This window comes from Methyloglobulus sp., from assembly GCF_964779595.1.
In genome coordinates this window covers 1-23,060 of record NZ_CBAROL010000025.1, presented here as the reverse complement: position 1 = coordinate 23,060, position 23,060 = coordinate 1, and the positions used below count along the sequence as shown (strand labels likewise).

At 46.2% G+C, this 23,060-nt stretch carries 21 protein-coding genes and 2 tRNA genes; 8 read left to right on the top strand and 15 right to left on the bottom strand.

Annotation, left to right across the window (positions count from 1 at the left end):
• Window positions 1-13 precede the first annotated feature (13 nt).
• The 11 genes from pheS to rnr form a co-directional block, all read right to left on the bottom strand.
• The gene (gene pheS, locus AC1YY3_RS09410) at window positions 14-1,033 is read right to left on the bottom strand and encodes a phenylalanine--tRNA ligase subunit alpha (protein WP_482194443.1); all 1,020 of its coding nucleotides are present in this window, start codon (window positions 1,031-1,033) and stop codon (window positions 14-16) included.
• 119 nt (window positions 1,034-1,152) lie between these two features.
• Window positions 1,153-1,518, bottom strand: a complete 366-nt coding sequence (gene rplT / locus AC1YY3_RS09405) for a 50S ribosomal protein L20 (protein WP_481824858.1) — start codon at window positions 1,516-1,518, stop codon at window positions 1,153-1,155.
• A gap of 14 nt (window positions 1,519-1,532) precedes the next feature.
• Window positions 1,533-1,730: a 50S ribosomal protein L35 gene (gene rpmI / locus AC1YY3_RS09400; RefSeq protein WP_349027682.1), complete on the bottom strand. Its 198-nt coding sequence runs from the start codon at window positions 1,728-1,730 to the stop codon at window positions 1,533-1,535.
• A gap of 339 nt (window positions 1,731-2,069) precedes the next feature.
• Window positions 2,070-2,594 carry a translation initiation factor IF-3 gene (gene infC, locus AC1YY3_RS09395; protein WP_481824873.1) on the bottom strand — a complete coding sequence of 175 codons (525 nt, stop codon included), beginning with the start codon at window positions 2,592-2,594 and terminating at the stop codon, window positions 2,070-2,072.
• A 20-nt stretch (window positions 2,595-2,614) separates the two neighbouring features.
• On the bottom strand, window positions 2,615-4,522 hold the full coding sequence (gene thrS / locus AC1YY3_RS09390) for a threonine--tRNA ligase (protein ID WP_481824859.1): 1,908 nt from the start codon (window positions 4,520-4,522) through the stop codon (window positions 2,615-2,617).
• 74 nt (window positions 4,523-4,596) lie between these two features.
• A tRNA-Val gene (locus AC1YY3_RS09385) sits at window positions 4,597-4,673 on the bottom strand.
• 95 nt (window positions 4,674-4,768) lie between these two features.
• The gene (leuB, locus tag AC1YY3_RS09380; RefSeq protein WP_481824860.1) at window positions 4,769-5,887 is read right to left on the bottom strand and encodes a 3-isopropylmalate dehydrogenase; all 1,119 of its coding nucleotides are present in this window, start codon (window positions 5,885-5,887) and stop codon (window positions 4,769-4,771) included.
• Window positions 5,888-6,047: 160 nt separating this feature from the next.
• A complete protein-coding gene (rsfS, locus tag AC1YY3_RS09375; protein WP_481824861.1) occupies window positions 6,048-6,401 on the bottom strand; it encodes a ribosome silencing factor in 354 nt (117 codons plus the stop codon).
• A gap of 25 nt (window positions 6,402-6,426) precedes the next feature.
• A complete protein-coding gene (gene nadD / locus AC1YY3_RS09370; protein WP_481824862.1) occupies window positions 6,427-7,059 on the bottom strand; it encodes a nicotinate-nucleotide adenylyltransferase in 633 nt (210 codons plus the stop codon).
• A 148-nt stretch (window positions 7,060-7,207) separates the two neighbouring features.
• On the bottom strand, window positions 7,208-8,446 hold the full coding sequence (locus AC1YY3_RS09365) for a glutamate-5-semialdehyde dehydrogenase (RefSeq protein ID WP_481824863.1): 1,239 nt from the start codon (window positions 8,444-8,446) through the stop codon (window positions 7,208-7,210).
• Between the two features lie 227 nt (window positions 8,447-8,673).
• Window positions 8,674-10,926 carry a ribonuclease R gene (rnr, locus tag AC1YY3_RS09360; RefSeq protein ID WP_481824874.1) on the bottom strand — a complete coding sequence of 751 codons (2,253 nt, stop codon included), beginning with the start codon at window positions 10,924-10,926 and terminating at the stop codon, window positions 8,674-8,676.
• Window positions 10,927-11,220: 294 nt separating this feature from the next.
• On the opposite strand from rnr, the gene AC1YY3_RS09355 reads away from it, so the two are divergent.
• Together AC1YY3_RS09355 and AC1YY3_RS09350 are read left to right on the top strand one after the other, a co-directional pair.
• Window positions 11,221-11,307 (top strand) — tRNA-Leu (locus AC1YY3_RS09355).
• Between the two features lie 450 nt (window positions 11,308-11,757).
• Entirely contained in the window at window positions 11,758-13,209 is a 1,452-nt protein-coding gene (locus AC1YY3_RS09350; protein ID WP_481824864.1) for a class I SAM-dependent DNA methyltransferase, read from the top strand.
• 73 nt (window positions 13,210-13,282) lie between these two features.
• Here AC1YY3_RS09350 and AC1YY3_RS09345 read toward each other — a convergent pair.
• A protein-coding gene (locus AC1YY3_RS09345; protein ID WP_482194442.1) for an IS3 family transposase occupies window positions 13,283-14,853 on the bottom strand; the annotation gives its coding sequence in 2 pieces (ribosomal slippage) (window positions 13,283-14,394 and window positions 14,394-14,853; 1,572 coding nt in all).
• Between the two features lie 967 nt (window positions 14,854-15,820).
• On the opposite strand from AC1YY3_RS09345, the gene AC1YY3_RS09340 reads away from it, so the two are divergent.
• Window positions 15,821-15,973: a hypothetical protein gene (locus AC1YY3_RS09340; RefSeq protein WP_482194441.1), complete on the top strand. Its 153-nt coding sequence runs from the start codon at window positions 15,821-15,823 to the stop codon at window positions 15,971-15,973.
• Between the two features lie 255 nt (window positions 15,974-16,228).
• Here AC1YY3_RS09340 and AC1YY3_RS09335 read toward each other — a convergent pair whose 3' ends face one another.
• The 3 genes from AC1YY3_RS09335 to AC1YY3_RS09325 all read right to left on the bottom strand — a co-directional run bounded on the left by AC1YY3_RS09335 (window position 16,229) and on the right by AC1YY3_RS09325 (window position 18,747).
• Complete coding sequence (locus AC1YY3_RS09335; protein ID WP_481825140.1) at window positions 16,229-17,404, bottom strand: M20 aminoacylase family protein; 1,176 nt, start codon at window positions 17,402-17,404, stop codon at window positions 16,229-16,231.
• Window positions 17,405-17,688: 284 nt separating this feature from the next.
• Window positions 17,689-17,925 carry a hypothetical protein gene (locus tag AC1YY3_RS09330; protein WP_481825141.1) on the bottom strand — a complete coding sequence of 79 codons (237 nt, stop codon included), beginning with the start codon at window positions 17,923-17,925 and terminating at the stop codon, window positions 17,689-17,691.
• A gap of 114 nt (window positions 17,926-18,039) precedes the next feature.
• On the bottom strand, window positions 18,040-18,747 hold the full coding sequence (locus tag AC1YY3_RS09325) for a YidB family protein (RefSeq protein WP_481825142.1): 708 nt from the start codon (window positions 18,745-18,747) through the stop codon (window positions 18,040-18,042).
• Window positions 18,748-19,004: 257 nt separating this feature from the next.
• On the opposite strand from AC1YY3_RS09325, the gene purE reads away from it, so the two are divergent.
• The 5 genes from purE to AC1YY3_RS09300 all read left to right on the top strand — a co-directional run bounded on the left by purE (window position 19,005) and on the right by AC1YY3_RS09300 (window position 22,950).
• Window positions 19,005-19,502: a 5-(carboxyamino)imidazole ribonucleotide mutase gene (gene purE, locus AC1YY3_RS09320; RefSeq protein ID WP_481825143.1), complete on the top strand. Its 498-nt coding sequence runs from the start codon at window positions 19,005-19,007 to the stop codon at window positions 19,500-19,502.
• On the top strand, window positions 19,499-20,593 hold the full coding sequence (locus AC1YY3_RS09315; RefSeq protein ID WP_481825144.1) for a 5-(carboxyamino)imidazole ribonucleotide synthase: 1,095 nt from the start codon (window positions 19,499-19,501) through the stop codon (window positions 20,591-20,593). Before purE ends, AC1YY3_RS09315 begins: the two co-directional genes overlap by 4 nt.
• Before the next feature lie 71 nt (window positions 20,594-20,664).
• Window positions 20,665-21,195, top strand: a complete 531-nt coding sequence (locus AC1YY3_RS09310) for an REP-associated tyrosine transposase (RefSeq protein WP_481825145.1) — start codon at window positions 20,665-20,667, stop codon at window positions 21,193-21,195.
• A 267-nt stretch (window positions 21,196-21,462) separates the two neighbouring features.
• A complete protein-coding gene (locus AC1YY3_RS09305) occupies window positions 21,463-21,729 on the top strand; it encodes a PIN domain-containing protein (RefSeq protein WP_482194440.1) in 267 nt (88 codons plus the stop codon).
• An 18-nt stretch (window positions 21,730-21,747) separates the two neighbouring features.
• A complete protein-coding gene (locus tag AC1YY3_RS09300; protein WP_481825147.1) occupies window positions 21,748-22,950 on the top strand; it encodes an AAA family ATPase in 1,203 nt (400 codons plus the stop codon).
• The last annotated feature ends 110 nt before the right edge of the window (window positions 22,951-23,060 follow it).

Below are 23,060 nucleotides of genomic sequence, written 5' to 3'. Positions count from 1 at the left end.
CTTGGATATCGGCTTAATGAAATTGCTGCAAAAACTTGAGGTCGTTCTCGAAAAACAACCGCAAATCATTAATGCCGTAACGCAACATCGCCAACCTTTCAACGCCCATACCGAAAGCAAAACCGCTATACGTTTCGCTGTCGATATTGACTGCCTTAAACACTTCGGGATGGATCATGCCGCAGCCCATCACTTCCAGACAACCGGTTTGGCTGCACACGCGGCAGCCTTCGCCATTGCACATCACGCATTCGATATCGACTTCTGCGGATGGCTCGGTAAACGGGAAATAAGAAGGCCGAAAGCGGACTTGGATGTCTTTTTCGAAAAACGCACGCAAAAATTGGTACACCACGCCCTTCAAGTCAGCAAAGCTGACATCGGTATCCACTAGAAAACCTTCGACTTGATGGAACATGGGGGTATGGGTGATGTCGGAGTCGCAGCGATACACACGCCCTGGCGCAATGACCTTCAATGGTGGCTGTTCGGATTCCATCACGCGAATCTGTACGGGCGAGGTGTGCGTCCTTAATACCGTGTGGGCATCAAAGTAAAAGGTGTCGTGCATTGCCCTGGCGGGATGATGTTCGGGGATATTCAATGCGCCGAAGTTATGATAATCATCCTCAATTTCGGGGCCTTCAACGACAGTAAAACCGACACTGGCAAATATCTTTGAAATTCGTCGTAATGTCGTCGTGACCGGATGCAATCCGCCGGTTGATTGACCTCTGCCAGGTAAGGTGACATCAATGCGTTCGCTTGCCAGCCTGTGTTCTAACTCGATGGTGTCGAGCGCGACTTTCTTGGACTGTAATTGTTCCTGAAACTGGTCTTTGGCTTGGTTGATGACCTGCCCGACAGCGCGGCGTTGGTCGGGATAAAGCCCACCCAACTCTTTCATCTGTAAGGTAAACAGCCCTTTCTTGCCCAGATAATGGACACGAACTAGATCGAGCTGATTCAAATCCTGAGCTTCCGCTATGGATTTCGTCGCTTGTGCGAGAATTTCATCTAAGTTAGCTGACACGATACGACTCGTCGATGGGTGAGGTAATCAAGAAAGGGGCGCAAAATCAGTCGCCCATCCAAACCAGTATGGGTTGGATGGGCTATTTTAATAATGAAAATCTACTGCTCTACCGCTTCTTATGAAACTGGGCTTTGATTGGCTTTCGCAATTTTTGCGATTTCGCCAAAGGCTTCAATGTCACGTACGGCGATGTCCGCCAAAACCTTACGATCTATCGCCACATTCGCTTTGGTCAAGCCATTGATTAGGCGGCTATAAGATATGCCATAGATGCGTGATGCCGCATTGATCCTGACTATCCATAACCTGCGGAATTGGCGTTTTTTCTGTTTGCGGTCACGGTACGCATACTGGCCGGCCTTGATGACGGCTTGTTTTGCGACGCGATAAACGCGGCTACGGGCACCGTAATAGCCTTTAGCCTGCTTTAAGATTTTCTTGTGCCTTGCCCTTGCGGTAACGCCTCTTTTAACTCTAGCCATTTTGCTTCTCCAGGTTAACTATAAGGCATCATGCGGGCGACCATGCGTACATCAGAAGCATGGACGGAAGCCGGTTTGCGTAATTGACGTTTTCTTTTGGTGGTCTTCTTGGTCAGGATATGGCGCTTGTGCGACTGACCGCACTTGAAACCGCCGTTACCTGTCCGCGCGAAACGCTTGGCAGCGCCCCGATTGGTCTTTATTTTTGGCATTTGTTTTCACTCCAATAAATTAAATAAAATCCCTGAGAATAACCCAACAAGGCAAAATGCTTGGCCCTGGAGAATTAAGACAGCAAAACCAGTTTGCTGTTTTGGCAACCTATCCTTGGTTGCCGTATAGCTTCACTTAAGAAGCTAATTTTTTATGAAACTCAAAATAAGTCCTTCGACAAGGCTCTCCTGAGCATAGCCGAAGGACTCAGGGCGAACGGTGTTAGGTTGATTCCGTTCGTACCCAAAGGGCATAAATGGTGAGCCTGTCGAACCATAAACGGAATCAACCATTCAGAATTTCTTCATTAAACACACCCTTTATTATTATTTTTTCTGCTACTTTTTCTTCTTGGGCGCCATCACCATCACCATCTGCCGACCTTCCATTTTCGGAAATTGTTCGACTATGGCTAATTCTTCCAAATCTTTTTCAATGCGCTTTAACACATCCATGCCAATTTCACGATGCGCCATTTCCCTGCCGCGATAACGTAAGGTTATCTTGGTTTTATCGCCTTCATTAAGGAATTTGGACAGGCTTTTTAACTTGATCTGATAATCGCCTTCATCGGTTCCAGGCCGGAATTTGATCTCCTTAACTTGGATCTGCTTTTGTTTCTTTTTGGCCTCTTGCAGTTTTTTGTTTAGCGAAAACTGGTATTTGCCGTAATTCATCACTTTACAGACTGGCGGATCGGCATTTGGCGATATTTCCACCAAGTCAAGGTCGGCTGCATAAGCTATCTGCCTTGCTTGATCTATCGACATGATACCTAATGCCTCACCCTCAGCACCCGTGACTCTCACCTTTCTGGCGGTGATTTCATCGTTCAGGCGCGTTTCATCTTTTTTAGCAGCGATATTTCAATCCTCCAAACACATTATGTTTTGTCGTCAATCTCTTGCTTTAACCGTTGAGTAAAGTCATTGATTGCCAGACTACCTAAATCTTCACCTTTCTGCGAGCGTACCGTTATGGCTTGATTTTCAAGCTCTTTATCGCCAATGATGACAAGATAAGGAATGCGCTGCATGGAATGCTCGCGGATTTTAAACCCGATCTTCTCATTTCTCAAGTCTATTTTTACTCTAAAGCCTTGTTTTTCCAAATCAAGTGCAACTAACTTTGCGTATTCCGCTTGTCGATCCGTGATACTCAGCACGACGACTTGGATGGGCGACAGCCAAAGCGGAAACGTCCCCGCATGTTGTTCGATCAATATGCCGATAAAGCGTTCCAACGACCCCAGTATGGCTCGGTGCAGCATAACCGGAACTTGCCTGGAACTGTCTTCACCTATGTAAGTTGCACCCAATCGACCCGGCATGGAAAAATCGACTTGGATCGTGCCGCATTGCCAGACCCGCCCGATACAATCTTTCAAGGAAAACTCAATCTTCGGGCCGTAAAAAGCGCCTTCGCCTGGCTGCAAATCCCAGACCAAACCTTTGTTATTCAAGGCTAATTCTAGGGCGTGTTCAGCCTTGTCCCAACTGGCATCGTCACCTACCCGATTTTCAGGGCGGGTAGACAGCTTGATGATAACGTCTTCAAAACCAAAATCTTTGTAGACCTCAAACAACAGGTCGATGAAGTCCGAAACCTCATCCTGTATCTGCGCTTCCGTGCAGAAAATATGCGCGTCATCCTGGACGAAATTCCGCACCCGCATCAGTCCATGCAAAGTACCAGACGGCTCATTACGATGGCAAGAGCCGAATTCCGCCAACCTTATCGGCAAGTCTCGGTAACTTTTCAGCCCTTGGTTATAAATCTGCACATGGCAGGGGCAATTCATCGGCTTGATTGCATAATCTCGGTTTTCCGAGTGGGTCGTGAACATGCCGGCACTGAATTTATCCCAATGGCCGGACTTTTCCCATAAAGACTTATCGACGACTTGAGGTGTCCTGACCTCGCCGTAGCCTTTAAGCCGTAATTTGTCGCGTATGTATTGCTCGACTTGTTGGTAAATCGTCCAACCTTTCTCGTGCCAAAACACCATGCCCGGTGCTTCTTCCTGCGTATGGAATAAGTCTAAGGCTTTTCCCACTCTACGGTGATCGCGCTTTTCCGCTTCTTCTAGCCGGTGCAAGTAAGCTTGTAATTCTTTTTTATCGCCCCAGGCCGTACCGTAAATACGTTGCAGCATTTCATTGTTAGAATCGCCTCGCCAATAAGCGCCGGCAATTTTCATTAACTTGAATGCAGTCAATTTTCCAGTGCTGGGGACGTGTGGGCCACGGCACAAATCGGTAAAACCACCCTGCTCATACAAAGACAAATCTTCGTTTGCGGGGATGGATTCAATTATCTCCGCTTTGTAATGCTCGCCTTGGTCACGGAAAAACTTCGCCGCCGCATCTCGTGATGAAACCGAACGGACAATTGCGAAATCTTTTGCCACCAATTCCTGCATCTTGGCTTCAATTGCAATCAAATCTTCCGGTGTAAACGGTCTTTCGTACGCAAAATCATAAAAGAAACCGTTTTCGATAACGGGGCCTATCGTGACCTGTGCTTCAGGGAAAAGCTGTTTGACAGCCTGGGCTAAAAGATGCGCGGTGGAGTGCCGTATGACATCAACGCCTTCTTCATCTTTTGCGGTAATAATTTGCAGTGATACATCGCGGTCGATTAAGGCACTGGCATCAACCACTTTATCGTCAAGTTTTCCCGCTAAAGTCGCTTTAGCCAATCCAGAACCAATAGAACGCGCCACATCCAGCACTGTTATTGCTTGATCGAATTCGCGCTTGGAACCATCTGGAAGAGTGACTACGGGCATTCTGGGATACTTAACTCTACTTCAATCTAACGCTAAAATAAAAAAGCACTGACTAAGCAGTGCCTTATAAAATCTGGTAGGCGCGATTGGACTCGAACCAACGACCCCCACCATGTCAAGGTGGTGCTCTAACCAACTGAGCTACGCGCCTGAAATTAACATATTTTCAGACTCGCCATTATAGCAATTGCTTTCAGATAAGCAAAGCAAATGCGGCATTATGCGGACTATTTCAGTATTTAACGCCTAATCACCAAGGTCAGCATGAGACATCAACCGTAATTTCTCCACTACTTTATCACCAAATTGTTGTGTACTTATCATGGTAACACCGCTGCCAGGTTTAGAGAGATCAGCCGTTGAAAAGCCGTCGGCAAAAACACCTTGCATCGCTGCCCAGATATTTTTGGCTTCCCGATCCATGTGGAAGCTATTTTCAAGCATCATGGCAACCGAACCGATCATGGAATACGGGTTGGCGATATTTTTCCCGGCAATGTCCGGCGCGGAACCATGCGAAGGCTCGTAATAAGCCTTATCATCACCCAAGCAAGCAGACGGCATTAAACCCAATGAACCCAAAATACCGCCGCCCTGATCGCTGAGAATATCGCCGAACATATTCTCCATGACCATGACATCAAATTGGGTCGGGTTTAGGCACAGTGCAGTCGCTGCCGCATCGACCAGATAATTGACGATTTTCACTTGCGGGTATTCAGCGGCGACTTCTTCCATCACCTCATTCCACAACACGCTAGACATCAGCACATTGCTTTTATGAATGTTATGCAACAGCTTACGGCGTTTCATCGCTAACTTAAAGGCCTGGTGCATGATGCGGCGGATTTGCAGCTCGTCATACTCCAGGGTTTCCTTCACATAACGCAAGCCCTGGTCGTTGATACCACGCTCTTTGTTACCAAAATACAATCCACCCACCAACTCGCGCACCATAATCAGGTCGATGCCTTCGCCAATAATTTCAGGTTTTAGCGGTGAAAAATGCGCCAAGGCTTTTGGCAAGGATACTGGGCGGAAATTCGCATAAGTGTTGTAACGACGGCGCATAGGCAACAACGCGCCGCGTTCGGGCTGCTTATCAACAGGAATTTTTTTCGATTCCTCATGGCTTAAGCCGATAGGGCCTTTAAGGATGGCATCGGCCTTATCGCAAATGTCGATAGTGCTTTGCGGAAACGCATCGCCAAACTCGAAATAAGCACAAGCACCAAATGCCGCTGGCATCAACTCGAATTTGACAAAATTACGTTCTTCAATAACTTTTAGAACCTTAATTGCTTCCTGGGTGATTTCCGGCCCAATGCCGTCACCTGCTAAAACTGCGATTTTGTAGTGTTTCATGTGTTCCTGTTAGTTCTGTGCCTGTTGCTTTTGTTCGAGTAACCTTAGCAAAACCGTTACGTAATATTTTGACAGCCATGCATTCTACTTTATTTTTGTACGCAAAGTGGTCGAATTGAGAGTGGCTCCTCAATGGATTCGGGACTAACTCTGTATCCGCTCAACCCGCTTGTTTTTCCATTTCCTTGGGTCTGTCCACCGACCATAATTTTTCCAGTTGGTAATGCTCACGCGCTTGGGCGGTCATGGCTTGTACGATGACATCGCCCACGTCCAATAAGACCCAATCATCGCCAGACCCGCCTTCTAACCCTAAGGGCTGAACGCCATTTTCTTCAACTTTCGTCGCCACATGTTCGCACAATGACATCAAATGGCGGTTGGAAGTACCCGTCACCAAAACCATGTAATCGGTAAAGCTGGTTTTGTCGCGGACATCCAAGGTGGTGATTTGAAGGCCTTTGCGTTCATCCAGTTCATCCTGGATAATTTTCAATAATTTTTCTGATTGCATTCGTGTTCCTGTTGGTTGATTCGACTTAATACACGTTATGTGATTGATATAGCTTATGTTGTTTGATGTATGCTATCACGGAATCAGGTAATAAGAATGCCGGATTGCGTTGATCTGCGAAGATATTTCTGATTACAGTAGCAGAAATATCGAGTTGGGTTATGGCTTGAAAATACAGCTTACCTGCCAGCTCTTGTTTTAATTCGGTTTGATGGATAGTTTGCCGTTCTATAAAAAAAGGCTCAAGCTGCCCTACCCTATGCCCTGGACGTGTTAGCACGACAACATGGGCAAATTGAAATAATCGTTGCCATTGATGCCAATTTGTTAGCTGATTGAAAGCATCGCTGCCGATAAATAGCAACAACGGCTGGTTTGGAAATTCCTGCCGCAATGATTCGAGTGTAATCACCATATAAGAAGCCCCTACCCTGCCGATTTCCCTGGTATCAACAATAAACCCTGGCTGCTTTTTGACCGCTAAATGCAGCATCTCCAGCCGCATACCAATCGGGGCTTGAGGGGCTTGCCGATGCGGCGGCTTTGCGCTAAGGATTAACCTGACCTCATCTAGTCCGAATATTTCTTTGACTTCCAACGCTGACCGAAGATGACCATAATGGACGGGATCGAATGTACCGCCGAAAATACCGATCATCTATCACAGATTGTTGAAAAACTACTGCGCACAGCCAATACTGCGTTAAAAATTCGCTCAAAATGCTCATTTACCCCCATGTAAACTCCGCTTTTTCGCAAATTTTTGCCTTGTCTTGACTGCGCTCATAACGTTTTTAAACGATCTGCTACTGCCTGATATGACCTTCACCCAGGACGATATACTTAAGCGAGGTCAGGCCTTTTAACCCAACCGGGCCACGGGCATGGAGCTTATCGGTGCTGATACCAATTTCTGCACCTAAGCCATATTCAAAACCGTCAGCAAAACGGGTGGAAGCATTCACCATGACCGAACTGGCATCAACTTCCCGCAAAAACCGCCGTGCCTTGGTGTAGTCCTCGGTCACAATCGCATCGGTATGAAGTGAGCCGTAATGGTTGATGTGCTCGATTGCCTCATCCAAGCCATTAACAATTTTGATTGACAGGATGGGCGCTAAATATTCAGTCTGCCAATCCTCTTCCGTCGCCCTGACACACGCTGGAATCAAGGAACAGGTCTTGAGGCAACCGCGCAATTCCACGCCTTTCGCAAGATATTGTTCAGCCAATAAAGGCAACACTTTTGCGGCAATACTTTCTGCAACCAGTAGCGTCTCCATCGCATTGCAAACGCCATAACGGTGGGTTTTGGCATTCACAGCAATGGTGATGGCCTTATCCATATCGGCATTGTCATCGATGTAAACGTGGCAGATACCATCCAGATGTTTAATGACGGGAATGGTCGCATCCTTGGAAATACGCTCGATCAGACTTTTGCCCCCTCTTGGCACGATCACATCGACGTATTGGTTCATCGTAATCAATTCGCCCACTGCGGCACGATCAGCCGTGGCGACAATCTGCACCGCTTCTGTTGGCAATCCAGCTTCCGCCAGACCTTTAGCAATACAAGCAGCAATCGCCTGATTGGAATGGATGGATTCAGAACCGCCTCTTAAAATACAGGCATTGCCGGATTTAAGGCACAAGGCGGCGGCATCCACCGTAACATTGGGACGGGATTCGTAAATAATGCCGATAACGCCCAAAGGTACTCGCATTTGTCCCACCTGAATACCGCTAGGCCGATAACTTAAATCTGATATTTCACCCACAGGATCGGGCAATGACGCGACTTGTTTCAAACCTTCGACCATCGCCTGTATGCTTTTCGGTGTGAGCGCCAGCCGGTCTAACATCGCAGCATCCAGGCCGTTCGCCTTGCCTGCTTCCAGGTCTTTCGCGTTTTCGGCGATCAGCTTATCCGCGCTTTGCTCGATCACCTCGGCAATTTTCAACAACGCCAAATTCTTTTTGCCGGACTCGGTGCGGCTAATTTCCCGGCCGGCTTTTCTGGCTTTGACGCCCAGGTCGTTCATGTATTCTTTGATGTTCACTGCGTGCTCACATACTCAATAACTGTCTCATTATATAGGCTAAATCCGTTTTATGACAGAAACTAGGGGTATCCTTGGAATAGGATGCACTGAACTAAGGAAACGCATCGTTCGCGTTCTTGATTGATGCGTTTCCATCGTAGGCACATCCATTTTGTCCATCTATTAGGTTAAGGAAGATTAACCACGTTAGGCGTAATCCGCCCAAGCTATTTTTTCCGACGCTTCCTTATCAACTTACCGCCAGTGGTCGGTTCTTTTGCGCTACTTTTTACCACCAAGTCAAAATCAATCTTTTTCTCATCCAAACTCACCCGTGCTACCTTAACCATAACACGGTCGCCAATGCGGAATTTGTTGCCGGTACGTTCACCTATTAACTGATGGCTGGTGGGATCGAAGTGGAAATAGTCCTGTCCCAAATTGCTGATATGTACCAAGCCTTCCACATATATTTCGGCGAGTTCGACAAAAAATCCGAACGAAGTAACTGCTGAAATAATACCGGGAAAGACCTCGCCGATTTTGTCCATCATGTATTCGCATTTGAGCCAACTGACCACATCACGGGTTGCATCGTCCGCCCTGCGTTCATTGGCGGAACATAACTCGCCCAGCGTTATCATGTCTGGGAAACCATAGACGAAAGTTTCGGGTTTATTGCCTTGCAGACAATGCCTGATCGCACGATGCACCAGCAAATCAGGGTAGCGCCTGATGGGTGAGGTGAAATGGGCATAGGCATCCAGCGCTAGGCCAAAATGGCCTTTCAATTCTGGGCTGTAAACAGCTTGCGACATCGAACGCAACAAAACAGTCTGTATCAAATGGCAATCCGGCCTGTCTTTAACGGATTCGATCAAATACATGTAATCGAGCGGTGTTGGCTTATCACCACCGCCCAATGTTAATCCTAACTCACCCAAGAATGTTTTCAGGTTCATGAGTTTATCGACACTGGGGCCGTCATGCACCCGTAACAGCTTAGGCATTTTTTTAGCATTCAAGAATTTCGCCGCCGCCATATTGGCGGTAATCATGAATTCTTCGATCAATTTATGGGCATCGTTACGCACGGTAGGTACGATTTTTTCTATCTTGCGATCCGCACCGAAAATGATGCGAGTCTCCTGGGTATCGAAATCCATCGCGCCGCGTTGCTCACGGCTGACGCGCATGACTTTATACAAATCGTAAAGCTGCTTGAGATGAGGCAGTAAGGTTTTGTATTTGGCGACCAGTTCCTTATCGCCATCGACGAGTATTTTGGCGACTTCCGTGTAGGTAAGACGGGCATGGGAACGCATAACGGCTTCAAAAAAACGTGATTTGGTTACTTTGCCTTCCTGGTCGATAAACAGCTCGCAAACCATGCACAGACGATCCACGTCAGGATTCAGTGAACACAGGCCATTCGACAAAATTTCCGGCAGCATGGGGATGACTTGCTCAGGGAAATACACGGAGGTGCTGCGTTTTTGTGCTTCTTTATCCAAAGCAGTATTGATCCTGACGTAATGCGACACATCAGCAATTGCAACCAGCAGCTTCCAACCCTTGGGAGTTTTCTGGCAGAACACCGCATCATCAAAATCCCGTGCATCCTCGCCATCAATCGTGACCAGCGGTGTTTTCCGTAAATCGGTGCGATCTTGCTTTGCGGATTCAGGCACTTCCGCCGTCAGTGGCTTTATTTCCTCCAGTAATTCATCAGGCCATTGGTGCGGCAGTTCATGGGAACGAATCGCCATCTCAATTTCCATACCTGGGGCAAGATGGTCGCCCAATACTTCGATAATGCGGCCTATAGGTTGACGCTGCTTAGTCGGTTGTTCAACAATTTCAGCGACTACGATTTGTCCCTGCTTAGCTTTGCCCACACCGTCTTGATGGATTAAAACCGTTTGGGCGATATTTTTTTGCTCTGGGACGACATACGTAAAGCCGTCTTCTTTGTACAATCGTCCGACGATCTGGTGCGTGTTACGTTCTAGGATTTCAACAACCGCCCCTTCTCTCCTACCCTTCTTATCTATACCAACGATACGAACCATCGCCCGATCATTGTGCAATAACGGGTTCATCTCCCGTGGTGTCAAAAACAGGTCGTCCGAGCCGTCATCCGGCTTAACAAAGCCAAAACCATCCGCATGACCGATGACGCGACCCACAATTAAATCCTTGTTATTGACCACACAGTATTGTTGTACGCGGTTGAACAATAACTGCCCATCCCGCTCCATCGCCCGTAGCCTGCGGCGCAAGGCTTCAAGCTGATCCTCTTCAGTAATCGAGAAGGCTTCGGCGATTTCGGCGCGGCGCAGGAGTTTGCCAGTGTGTTCCAGTAATTGCAGGATATGTTCGCGGCTGGCTATGGGTTGTTCATATTTTTCAGCTTCGCGCTGAATGTAGGGATCTTTCTTTATGCTAAAAGCAGCGTCTTTTTTGGACTTTGAGGTCATTTTTTTACCAAATTTGGGGATTCGAGCCATTTTCTCCGTTTTGTACCGCAAAAAAGAGCTTAATGATAGAGTTACATCTTTTAGATGCTTATTCGTTGCATTATCGTCTGAGATTTTGCCAACAACCAGGCTATAGGTGCAATATACATCAGTATCAGCGTATAAGGTTAAATTAGATGAGATTTTGGATCAGCCCATTTAACAAACCCAGTGCATCTGCCTACCAACCCATCTCATTGACAAAGCCAAGCATGACGAGTATATTTCGCCCTCGCTTCGCTTTAAGCATCCTCCGCCGAGGTGGTGAAATTGGTAGACACGCTAGCTTCAGGTGCTAGTGGGCGCAAGCCCGTGAAGGTTCAAGTCCTTTTCTCGGTACCACCCTATAAATAAATAGCTTATTAATCAATAGATTAATAATGCTTATAAAATCAAAAAAAGAACACAGCTACGCATTTTTAGGCGTACATTGTGTCTCCTAAGAACCCCATCATACCTAAGCAGAAATAATTTTAGCAGTGCTATTTGCCAATACCGCTTTTGTAAAAAAGTAAGACATCATTACCCAAAAATTCAGCTACTATTTGGGCGATCACTTAAAACTCCGTGTGACGGGTATGTTATCAATGCTGTTAAGTTAAGTGCTAAATGATAGCAATAGGAGTGCAAAGCATGCTTTGCTCGTACCCATCACAGGCAAAGCATGCTTTGCACTCCATAATGTGGCGTATTGGGTATGTAATCCCAGCTCGTTGAAACGCTACGGACGAGGCATCATGCCCCGTCCAGCTTTGCTTTATCAATCATCAAAATAATAATTAGGAAAATACCTTGTTCAAACAAGTCTTTAAAAATATCGACGACATCCTGCACAAAGATGCGGGTTGTGGCAGCGAATTGGATTATGTCGAACAAACCTCTTGGGTATTGTTTTTAAAATATCTGGACGATTTAGAAAGGGATAAAGCCACCGCTGCTGAACTGACAGGCAAAACCTACACCAACATCATTGCGCCCGACTATCAATGGACTGTGTGGGCAGCACCCAAACTAGAAAACGGCACTATTGACCACAACGCACTCACAGGCGATGACCTCGCTGATTTTGTCAACATCCACTTATTTCCCTACCTCAAAAAGTTTAAAACGTCTGCTGATAGCGCGGATATCATTGAATACAAGATTGGCGAGATTTTCTCGGAATTAAAAAATCGCGTTCAAAGTGGTTACAACTTGCGCGAAGTCATCAACCGCATTGATGAATTGCGCTTTAGGACCCATGCAGAAAAGCACGAAATGAGCCATCTGTATGAAGACAAGATCAAAAACATGGGTAATGCAGGGCGCAACGGTGGCGAATATTACACACCACGTCCCTTGATTAAAACCATCGTAAAGGTCGTCGCACCCGAAATCGGCAACAAAATTTATGATGGCGCGGCAGGTTCAGCGGGTTTCTTGTGTGAAGCCTTTGAATACATAAAGCACAGCAAAAAATTGACCACGGCGGATGTCATCACCCTACAAAAAAACACCTTTTACGGTAAAGAGAAAAAATCATTGGCCTACATCATTGGCACGATGAACATGATTTTGCATGGTGTGGAAGCTCCCAATATTGTCCATACCAACACCCTGGCTGAAAACCTAGCGGATATACAGGAAAAAGACCGCTACGACATCGTGTTGGCTAATCCGCCCTTTGGTGGCAAAGAACGCGCCGAAGTGCAACAAAACTTCCCCATTAAAACCGGAGAAACCGCGTCCCTGTTCTTACAGCATTTCATAAAGATATTGAAAGCCAGTGGCAAAGGCGGTGTGGTCATTAAAAACACCTTTTTGAGCAATACCGACAATGCCTCTATCAGCTTACGAAAATTGCTGTTGGAAAAATGTAACCTGCATACCGTGCTGGATTTGCCAGGCGGTACTTTTACTGGTGCAGGCGTAAAGACGGTTGTATTGTTTTTTGAAAAAGGCAGTGCCACCCAGAATGTTTGGTTTTATCAGCTCAACTTAGCTAGAAATTTGGGTAAGACCAATGCGCTGAATGAACAGGATTTGGCAGAGTTTGTTGAGCTACAAAAATCCAAAACCGAAAGCGAAAACTCTTGGACGATTAATGTGAAAGACATCGACCAAGCCACTTTTGATTTAAGTGCCAAAAACCCCAACAAAAAAGAAGAAACCGCCCTACGCCAACCGCAAGAAATATTGGCAGCCATGCAAGCTTTGGACGAAGAAAGGGAAGCGATTTTAAGCTCGATTTTGGAACTGGTATGAAACAGGGTTGGGAGGTTAAAAAGTTGGGGGAGGCGGAAATTTTCAGAGTAGTTGTCGCCTCGACGGTTAAATCTTAAGCGGTTTTTTTGATCAGGATTATTTCCTCTGTGTTAGGTTTTTGGTTAGCTTCAGTCTTATCAGGATTCAGATGGACTGCTTGGATTCTTTGCCAATTTCGGGTGCCACCGCTCCATCGACGTGGATGTCGAGCACGAGCCGTCTCATAGACCGCTTTACGCTTAACCAATAGGTTTTCATCCAAGCCATCATGGCGTTGTGTTGGGGTGACAAACCGGATGGCGCTGTGGCGATGCTCGTTGTTGTACCATTCCACTAAGCCCGTTACCCAATCACGCGCATCCGTTACCTTTGCAAATGGTTTTAGCGGATATTTTGGCCGATATTTTAAGGTCTTAAAGAGCGATTCTGAATAAGGATTGTCGTTGCTGACCGAAGGCCGGCTCAACGAGGGCATCACGCCAAGTTGTTGCAAGGTAGCTAGCATGGTAGCGCCTTTCATTGGGCCACCGTTATCAGAGTGCAGTATTAGTTGGTTTGACTGTATGCCTTCACGATGGCACAGGTCGCGTAACAGTTCGCCTGCCAAGGCGCTGCTTTCCTCTGCATACACCTGCCAACCCACAATCTTGCGGCTAAAAATATCCATAAACAGGTAAAGATAGAAAAACTGCCCGCGGCTAGCCGATGGCAAATAGGTAATATCCCAGCTATGGAGTTGATTAGGCGCTGTGGCACAGATCGCACGGGGCTTAGTGCGGGATTGGGCAGGGCGTTCACTGCGACGGTGCGCCAGTTGGTTTTCTGCTTGGAGTATGCGATAGAAAGTCGATTCAGAAGCTAAATAACGACCTTGATCAGCTAGCCGAGGTACGATCTGACTCGGCGGCAGATGTCCAAACTCGTCTGAATTAGCGACAGCCAACACCTTAGCTCGCTCAATTTCTGTGAGCTTGTGCGGCGGCTGGTAGTCGCGTAAGGGGCGTCGGTCGCACTGGACAGTCTCACCCGTCTGCCAGCGTTGCAAGGTGCGTTCGCTTAAGCCCAGCACTTCACAGGCTTGCGCTTGGCGTGCACCCTGTGTTATCGATTCATTGAGCAAAACAATCACTTGCTTGCGCTCTTCGTAGGCAGTCATTCGACCTCTCCCCCCAAGAGCGCTCGGAACTTTTTTTGTAGGACCAACAGGGCGGCAGCCTCTGCTAAGGCTTTGTCTTTGCGTAACAATTCACGCTCCAGGGTATGAATTTCCGCTTTAAGGGTATGAACTTCACGTTTTTCAGATACGATCCCCTGACTACAGAAATCAGCTTTCCACTGTTCCAGTTGATGGACAAATATTCCTTGTTCACGGCACCAAGCATTTAGGTCCTCTCCGACCAAGCCATAAGATTTCTGTAACGCTGCCAGGCGTTCTTCAGGATGCCAATCCTGAGGACGTATCGATTTCGATTGTTGACCACGGGGGATATCCAATTTGGTTTTTTTCATCCATGTTTTTAAGGTTTGTAAACAGATGTTCAAGTCGTTCGCGACATCCTGAATCGATTGATCATTTCCACGGTTGTAAACCTTTACCAGCGCTTGCTCTTTAAAGTCTTCAGAATACCTTGTATACGTTTTCATCTCTAAGCTCAAATTTTATTTTCTTTAAAAATTTGAGACGACAACTATTCTGACGCAGGGGGAAAGAGTAAATACAATGAAACGAACTATATTTATTGTTGGATTTATATTTGTTCTTGTTGGTTGTGCAAGCACGTCAGATATTGACTTGAGTAAGTTAGAGACTAATTGCGCTCACGACTGTACGAAAACTTATTCCAATTGCGTCAGTAATTATACTGTGAACAGCCATGTTTTGTTGCAGAGGGCTTGTACAGATGCATTGAGGTTGTGCGCTCAAACATGCCCACCAAAATAACATAAGTCGAGTAGGGTGCATTCCATGCACCCTACCTGTTTGATGAACCTAAGGCCGTAAGTCGGATAAAACGTAGGGCGGATTAGACGCGCAAACCCACGGTCTATCCGTTTTGTTTGTCCTCTGGGCGCGGCGTAATCCGCCGAATGTGGTGGTTACTAAAATGGCGGATTACGTCGCGCGGAAAATCTGTACATATGTGAAGATGGTACGGTTTGCGCGCCTAATCGGCCGAACGCGTGACGGGGTATGTTACCCCGTCACTCACATTTTGCTGAAGGTGACATTTTTGAACCACACCGAAAACCTATGGACGGGGCAACATGCCCCGTCCGGCTGATGGCGCAACACCTCGTACGGTGGGTTAGTTGTAGGGCGTAACTTAGCCGGGTATGCATCGCGTACCTTTTTTTAAGGTTTGAGTCATTCGGAACGCTTTGGAAATGGTACGCGATGCGTGACCTACGTAGCTTCCGTTGCAAACTCAGGTCTGTTTTACACAAGCTGCAATTCACCGCCTCGTGCCGTTCATTGAGGAAGGGATTGTTGGGAGTTCAAGGCCGTAAGTCGGATAAAACGTAGGGCGGATTAGCCGCGCAAACACACGATCTATCCGTTTTAATTGTCCTTTGGGCGCGGCGTAATCCGCCGAATGTGGTGGTTACTAAAATGGCGGATTACGTCGCGCGGAAAATCTGTACATATGTGAAGATGGTACGGTTTGCGCGCCTAATCGGCTCTACAGGTCTGGCTTCGGGGATTACCGGGGAAGTTACTTATGTAGATTGTGGCTACAATATTGCGGGGTTGGCGGCGGTTTGAGGGAGTTAATCGGTGTAAAACCAAGATGCCTCCTAAGCCGGACTGGGTATGTTGTCCTGTCCGCACAGTTTCATGAATGTTCAAAAAAATCACAACACCGGCAAAACGGTAGGGATGAGGTTTCAAACCCCGTCCCGCTTGTTTTGTCGTGTCAATACTTGATCATAACGGGCTGTAGGGCGGATTACGGGGCACGGAAACTCCTTGCAAATCTATATGTTAAGTTGTTTGTGCGCCTAATTCGCCCTACGGTACTCACACCGCTAATGCCACCTCCACCAACTTAACCCAATACGCCACCCCCACTCCCAAAATATCATCATTAAAGTCATAATGCGGGTTATGTAACAAGCAACTATTTTCCGACGAGCCATTGCCGATCCAGATGTAACATCCAGGCTTTTCTTGCAGCATGAAGGCAAAATCTTCTGATCCCATGCTGGGTGTTGGGTTGGTATGGACGCTGTCCTCACCGACAACGACGGTTGCGGCTTGCAAGGCTAAGGCGGTTTCCGCATAAGTATTGAAAGTCACCGGATAGCCTGGGTTTTCTGGGTTCAACTTGAGTTCCGCGCCCATACCGAAAGCGGCGCAGACTGCATTAAGCTGTTGCCTTATTTTGTCGGCAATTAGGGTTTGCACCGCGCTGTCAAAGCAGCGGAACGTGCCGCGCAGAACAACGGAATCAGGGATGGCATTCCAGGTGTTGCCAGCGTGGATTTGGGTGATGGTGACGACAGCGGAATCGGCAGGGTTGACATTGCGGCTGACGATGGTTTGCAGGTTGTTAATCAACTGGGCGGCGGCAACGATGACATCATTGCCCAGGTGTGGCATGGCGGCATGGGTAGCCTTGCCGTTAAGGATAATCTCAAAACTGTCCAAAGCTGCCATTATAGCCCCGGTTTTTACGGCAAAATGTCCTGCCGGAATATCGGGAAAGTTGTGCATCCCGAACACGCAATCGGCGGGAAATTGCTTAAATAAACCGTCGTCGATCATTGCCTTAGCCCCGGCGCGGCCTTCCTCAGCGGGTTGGAAAATGAAATAAACCGTGCCGTTAAAATTGCGCTGCTCCGCCAATACTTTCGCCGCACCCAGCAACATCGCACTATGTCCGTCATGCCCACAGGCGTGCATCTTGCCGTCATGACGGGAGCGGTGGGCAAAGGTGTTTTGCTCCTGGATAAACAAGGCATCCATATCGGCGCGTAAGGCGATTTTCTTGCTACTATTTCCTGCTAAAAGGGTGGCAACTATGCCGGTTTGCGCCAATCCACGATGGACTTCCAGCCCGAATTCGGTCAGCTTATTGGCGATAAAATCAGAGGTTTGGTTTTCTTCAAACGCGGTTTCAGGATATTGATGCAGATGCCTGCGCCAATGCCGCATGTCGTCTTGCAGTTGTAAGGAAATCATCAGGTTAGCCATAGGTGTTCCAGCGTTGTTGATAGCTCAAGGTTTGCAATCCTTCATTGAAGCCGCTTGACCGAAAACGCTGAATGGTTGATTCGTCGTGTTTTTTTTCAGCTTATAGCTGTCGATTAGCGGTTTGGCTTCGCAAGCAAGGGAGCAGAAAATAAAAATTTTAGGAATGAATCAGGGATTCGGCAAGATAGAGGTGATGGGTTATTAATTTAGTGAAAAGTCTTTTTGTATGAGGCGTTTTCGGCAAAAAGTGACTGGCGGGGTAATATACCCCGCCACGGAAGGTATTAAATAATAATCTCGGTTTGTTTTACACCATCATTGGGAGATCCGTATCTTTTAATTGCCTTAGCACCTTTTATGAATGCTGTTTCAGAAAGAATAGGTATTACGATCTCAAAGAGTCTATCTGCATTTAAGCCATACATGTAAAGGCTACCGTCACTAAGATCAGTAGCCATTTCATTACCGTCATACTCTCCAATTTCAGACGTAGAAAATATTTCTTCTAACTTGTCTTCCAAATCATAAAGCGGTTCTAAATTGTTTAATTCGTATTGGAAATGGACAATTAGGGCATGTTCGGAAGTGTTATCTTATAGTATCCATAGATTTCAGCTACCTTCAAACATATAAATTTAAGGAATCCGCAACACCTGCCCAACATTAATCCGATCAGGATTGCTCAATTTATCGCGGTTAGCATCAAAAATCTTCGGCCAATCATTAGCATCGCCGTAATAATGCTTGGCGATTTTAGATAAGGTATCGCCAGATACCACAGTATAAGTCTGGGCATGTGCGGCGGGAGCGGCTGATGGTGCAGCTGCGGCAGGGCTGCCCATAGCTACGCCAGCATCTGCCATTGCAGGGGCTTCGTCATCATGTCCAAACTTTCCGGCGACGGCTTTCGCGGCCATCGTTGCACCAGCAACGCCAAGACCGGCCAAAATAATTTTAGAAAGCGTACCCATATGATGTTCTTCAGGTATTTCGCCATCGGGTGTCATTTCATTAACGACAGAAGGTAATACTTGTGAAAGCACTTCCGCGCCTTTATCTGCGGGAATACCCGCTTGTTCGGCAAGTTCGGCAACTTTATCTGCGCCCAAAGCTTCAATCAATTGTGCGGGGCTTACGGGCTTGTTATCGCCTTTGCCGATCCAGGAAGCGGCGACATCGCCTAATCCTGATTGGTTGAATTTATCCACTAAACCGGACAGACCACCTGAATTGCTGGCTACCATGCTCACAATGCCTTTAACCAAATTTCCGGTAAGCCCTTCCGCATTGCCGCCCAACGCGCTGGTGACGGCGGATGATAATAAACTATCTAAAAGTCCCATCGTATTTTCCTTATTCAGTTGTTGAAAAAATCGCAAGGCGGAAAAAACACCCGTCAAACGGATTGTATCAGCCGGATTTGCCCAGTACAAATATTAAAAAGGCAAGAAATTGCGAAAAACCACCTGCAATCATGGGCTTTATTGCCGTGAACAGACTGTAATTGCCGCGAGTATTGGGCGACTTACCGTGATGTATGCGATAATTTGCACCCTTAATTTTTGACTTTTTATAAAATACTAATGACCTGGAGCATTAAATGACTGCATTGGTGGGCATCATTATGGGTTCGACCTCGGACTGGGAGACCATGCAATATGCGGCGGAAACCTTGGAAAGATTGGGTATTCCGCATGAAGTTGAGATCGTTTCTGCCCATCGCACCCCGGATAAATTGTTCGCGTATGCCGAAGCTGCCGAAGCCAAAGGTTTGGAAGTCATCATCGCTGGAGCAGGCGGCGCGGCGCATCTTCCTGGCATGACAGCGGCAAAAACCATAGTCCCAGTTTTAGGTGTGCCAGTGCAGTCCAAGGCATTGAATGGTATGGATTCTTTGCTTTCTATCGTGCAGATGCCAGCAGGAATTCCGGTAGGAACATTAGCAATTGGCAAAGCAGGGGCAGTCAATGCCGCCTTACTAGCGACTGCGATAATCTGCAATAAACATGAACAATATCGCCCTGCCTTAGTTCGATACCGCAAGGAGCAAACCGATACCGTGCTTGAAAACGCAGACCCAAGGATTGCCGGATTATGAAGGTTGGTATATTGGGCGCAGGGCAACTAGCTCGCATGATCGCGCTTGCAGGTTACCCGTTGGGTTTGGAATTTATTTTTCTCGATCCCTCAGTTGATGCGTGTGCAAACACATTAGGAGAGCATCTGTATGGCGATTACAACGATCCTGTATTGCTCGCAGAATTGGCTGAACGTGCCGATGTGGTGACTTACGAATTTGAAAATGTACCAGCCCAAGTCGCACAGTATTTATCTGAGCATACTCGTGTCTATCCGCCTGCCAAGGCATTGGAAATAGCCCAGGATCGGTGGATAGAGAAAAATTTTTTCCTTGAACTTGGCATACCAACACCGAAGTTTGCCTTAGTTGATAGCTTAGAGGATTTGAAGCAAGCCATGTCAGCGCTGGGTTATCCGGCGATATTAAAGACGCGTACCCAAGGTTATGATGGCAAAGGCCAGTCCTTGCTCAAAGCAGAGGCAGACCTTAATTCTGCATGGGAATTGGTACAAGGCCTTCCGGCTATCGTTGAGGCTTTTGTGCCCTTTAGCCGTGAAGTCTCCATCATTGCCGCTCGTAGCGTGTCGGGTTCGGTTGCGTTTTATCCCTTGTCTGAAAACCTGCACAAAGGCGGTATCTTGCGGATTGCCGAAAGCCGCACCAATGATCCGATGCAAGCACAGGCTGAAGATTACATTTCACGTTTGTTCAACGCATTGGATTATGTCGGCGTACTGGCATTGGAACTGTTTCAGGTGGAAGGCCAATTGATCGCCAATGAATTCGCCCCGCGTGTACATAATTCCGGTCATTGGACGATAGAAGGCGCTGAAACCAGCCAGTTTGAAAACCACTTACGGGCGATTTTGGATTTGCCCTTGGGTTCGACGGCAGCGGTAGGCAAAGCCGCGATGGTTAACTTTATTGGCGGCTTACCTGAAACTGAGGATGTGTTGGCAATTGAGAACGCCCATCTGCATCTTTATGGCAAAAGTCTGCGCAAGGGGCGTAAGGTGGCGCATGTGACGGTGCGGACAGAAACGAATGAACAGTTTGAGGAATCAATAAGCAAGTTAAAAAGATTAGCGGATCAAGTTGATGATTCATAACGTATTGAATTATAAATTTAATATAGGATGTGCCGAGGAACGAGGCGCATCGTTCGCGTTATAATCTCCCGATGACCGAATACCGCCGTTTTTACCAGCCAAACGCCACTTGGTTTTTTACCGTCAACTTGGCGGAAAGAAAAAACAATCGATTATTGGTTGATAAAATTGAATTGCTTAGGGAATGTTTCCGCTACGTCAAACAACGAAAACCGTATCATATTGATGCAATCGTCATTTTGCCGGATCACCTGCATTGCATCTGGACATTGCCGCCCGATGACAACGATTATTCCGTGCGGTGGAATATGTTGAAAGGCCGATTCTCAAGGGCTATCGAAAAAGGCGAGAGGATTTCAGCAAGTCGGTTAAATCGCCGTGAACGTGGTATTTGGCAACGCCGGTTTTGGGCGCATTTGGTTACCGATCAGGATGATTATAATCGTCATATTGATTACATCCATTGGAATCCGGTCAAGCACGGAATCGTACAACATGTAATCGATTGGCCGCATTCAAGTTTCCACCAATTTGTGGAACAAGGGATTTATCCTGCGGCTTGGGGTCATTTTGGAAACTTTGAAATTGAAGGCGGGGAATAATACGAGCGATGCCAAATGAACCTTCATAATCTATTGATATTACAATACAATATAGGATGTGCCGAGGCACGAGGCGCATCTGTCGAGAAAATATTCACGCGAACGATGCGCCTCCCTTCGTTCGGCACATCCTATAAGCGCATCTTATGGCCTTGCAAATGCCCAAAGTTATCAAAATTCGTTAGAAAAGCTTGAACATCTGGCTAATCAAGCTGATGATTCTTAAATTAATTGTAGGTTGGGGTGAATTTATGAACCCCAACAACAATGGTTGGTGTTATGTTGGGGTTCGTTCCTCACCCCAACCTACCGTGCTATTTAAGCAAAGTGTTGTTACCTCTTTGCCTCGCCCATTCCACGCAACAGCTTTACCTGTCGGCATTGGCGGTCAAACTGCGTTATGGGTTCCACTGGTACGACAGCCTGATCGTAGCCGCCGCATTGGAAGCCGATTGCAATGTGCTGTACAGCGAAGATTTGCAGGATGGACAGGTTATTGATGGGTTGACCATTAAGAACCCTTTTTTGACCTAAAATAATGCTCTCATAAATATGGCAAAATGGATTACTGAAGTAAATTTTCAATTCTTTGAAAATGCAAAACAAATTATATTCAGCAATGGGTTGAATATAGTTTCTGGAACTAATGGAACAGGAAAAACCAAATTACTTCAATTTATCCAGCAAAATAATGGAAATGGCAATATTTGTTTAAGTGATGAAACAAATAGCACAACTTTAAGTGCTTTTAGTCCTCAAAGAAATGCCTCAAAGCTTGTTGGACAACAAGCAATGCAATTTTTCAGGCAAGACCTAAATGCGACAGAGAATGCCTTAAATATTTTCAGAGCGCAAATTCTCGATGATGGTTTCCAAACTTTGAAGTCAATATCTGAATATTTCGTTTATTTGGCAGAAGAAACAATAAGAGCGCAAGATATTAAGCCAAGTGAATCAATAACACATGTCAAATCAATTTTTGAAGGTGCGTTGAAAAGAGTTTTTGATTTCAATATCAAATTTGATTTAAATCGAGATGCAAAAAGCTACGATTTAGGGTTTGAAAAAAATGGAATTCTCTTAACACCTCAACAATTAAGCCACGGAGAGAACGCTATTATAGTTTTGATATGTGCTTTAATCTTTGGAAAAAATTCGGCTGACACTTTTTTGATAGATGAACCAGAAATTCACTTGAACTGGTCACTTGAAGAAAAATTGTTTGAGTTTTTTGATTGGTTTTGCTCCGAATTTGAAAGACAAATTATAGTAGTTACTCATTCAAGAGTTGCATTTCTAGAAAAATATGAAGGGAAAAGACAATTTTTTGAACGGAAAGGCAGTGAAATATTTGTTTCCACCAAACCTTCGGAAGAACTTACTAGGCTACTCGCTGGCGACACTGTGCAGTTATTACAAGGAATTACAACAAAGAAAATGCTTGTTTATGTCGAAGATACATCTCACAAAACAATTCTTGATGAGATATGTGAAAAGTTGTCTTTGGATGTCGAGATATTAAAAAGTGGAGACTGTGAAAAAGTTAAAAGCCTTTCGCAAGCACTTAAAGATAGAAATGTTGATAATGTCTATTTTCTGATTGATGGAGATAACAAACCGTTAAATGCGGGCGATAAAAGCAAGCTTCATACAAATACAATACAGTTGGAAAAATATTGTATAGAGAATTATTTTTTTAATTTAGATATTCTTAACTTGAGACCTTTGCACGACCTCAAGCCCCAAAATGGGTAAAATAAGCCTTTATTCAAGTTCGAGCAATAGCCTATGTCCTGGAAGAACCTAGCCCAAACCAGTTTAAGCGATGCCCTTGTCAAACACCACGAAGCCTTGGAGGAATTGGA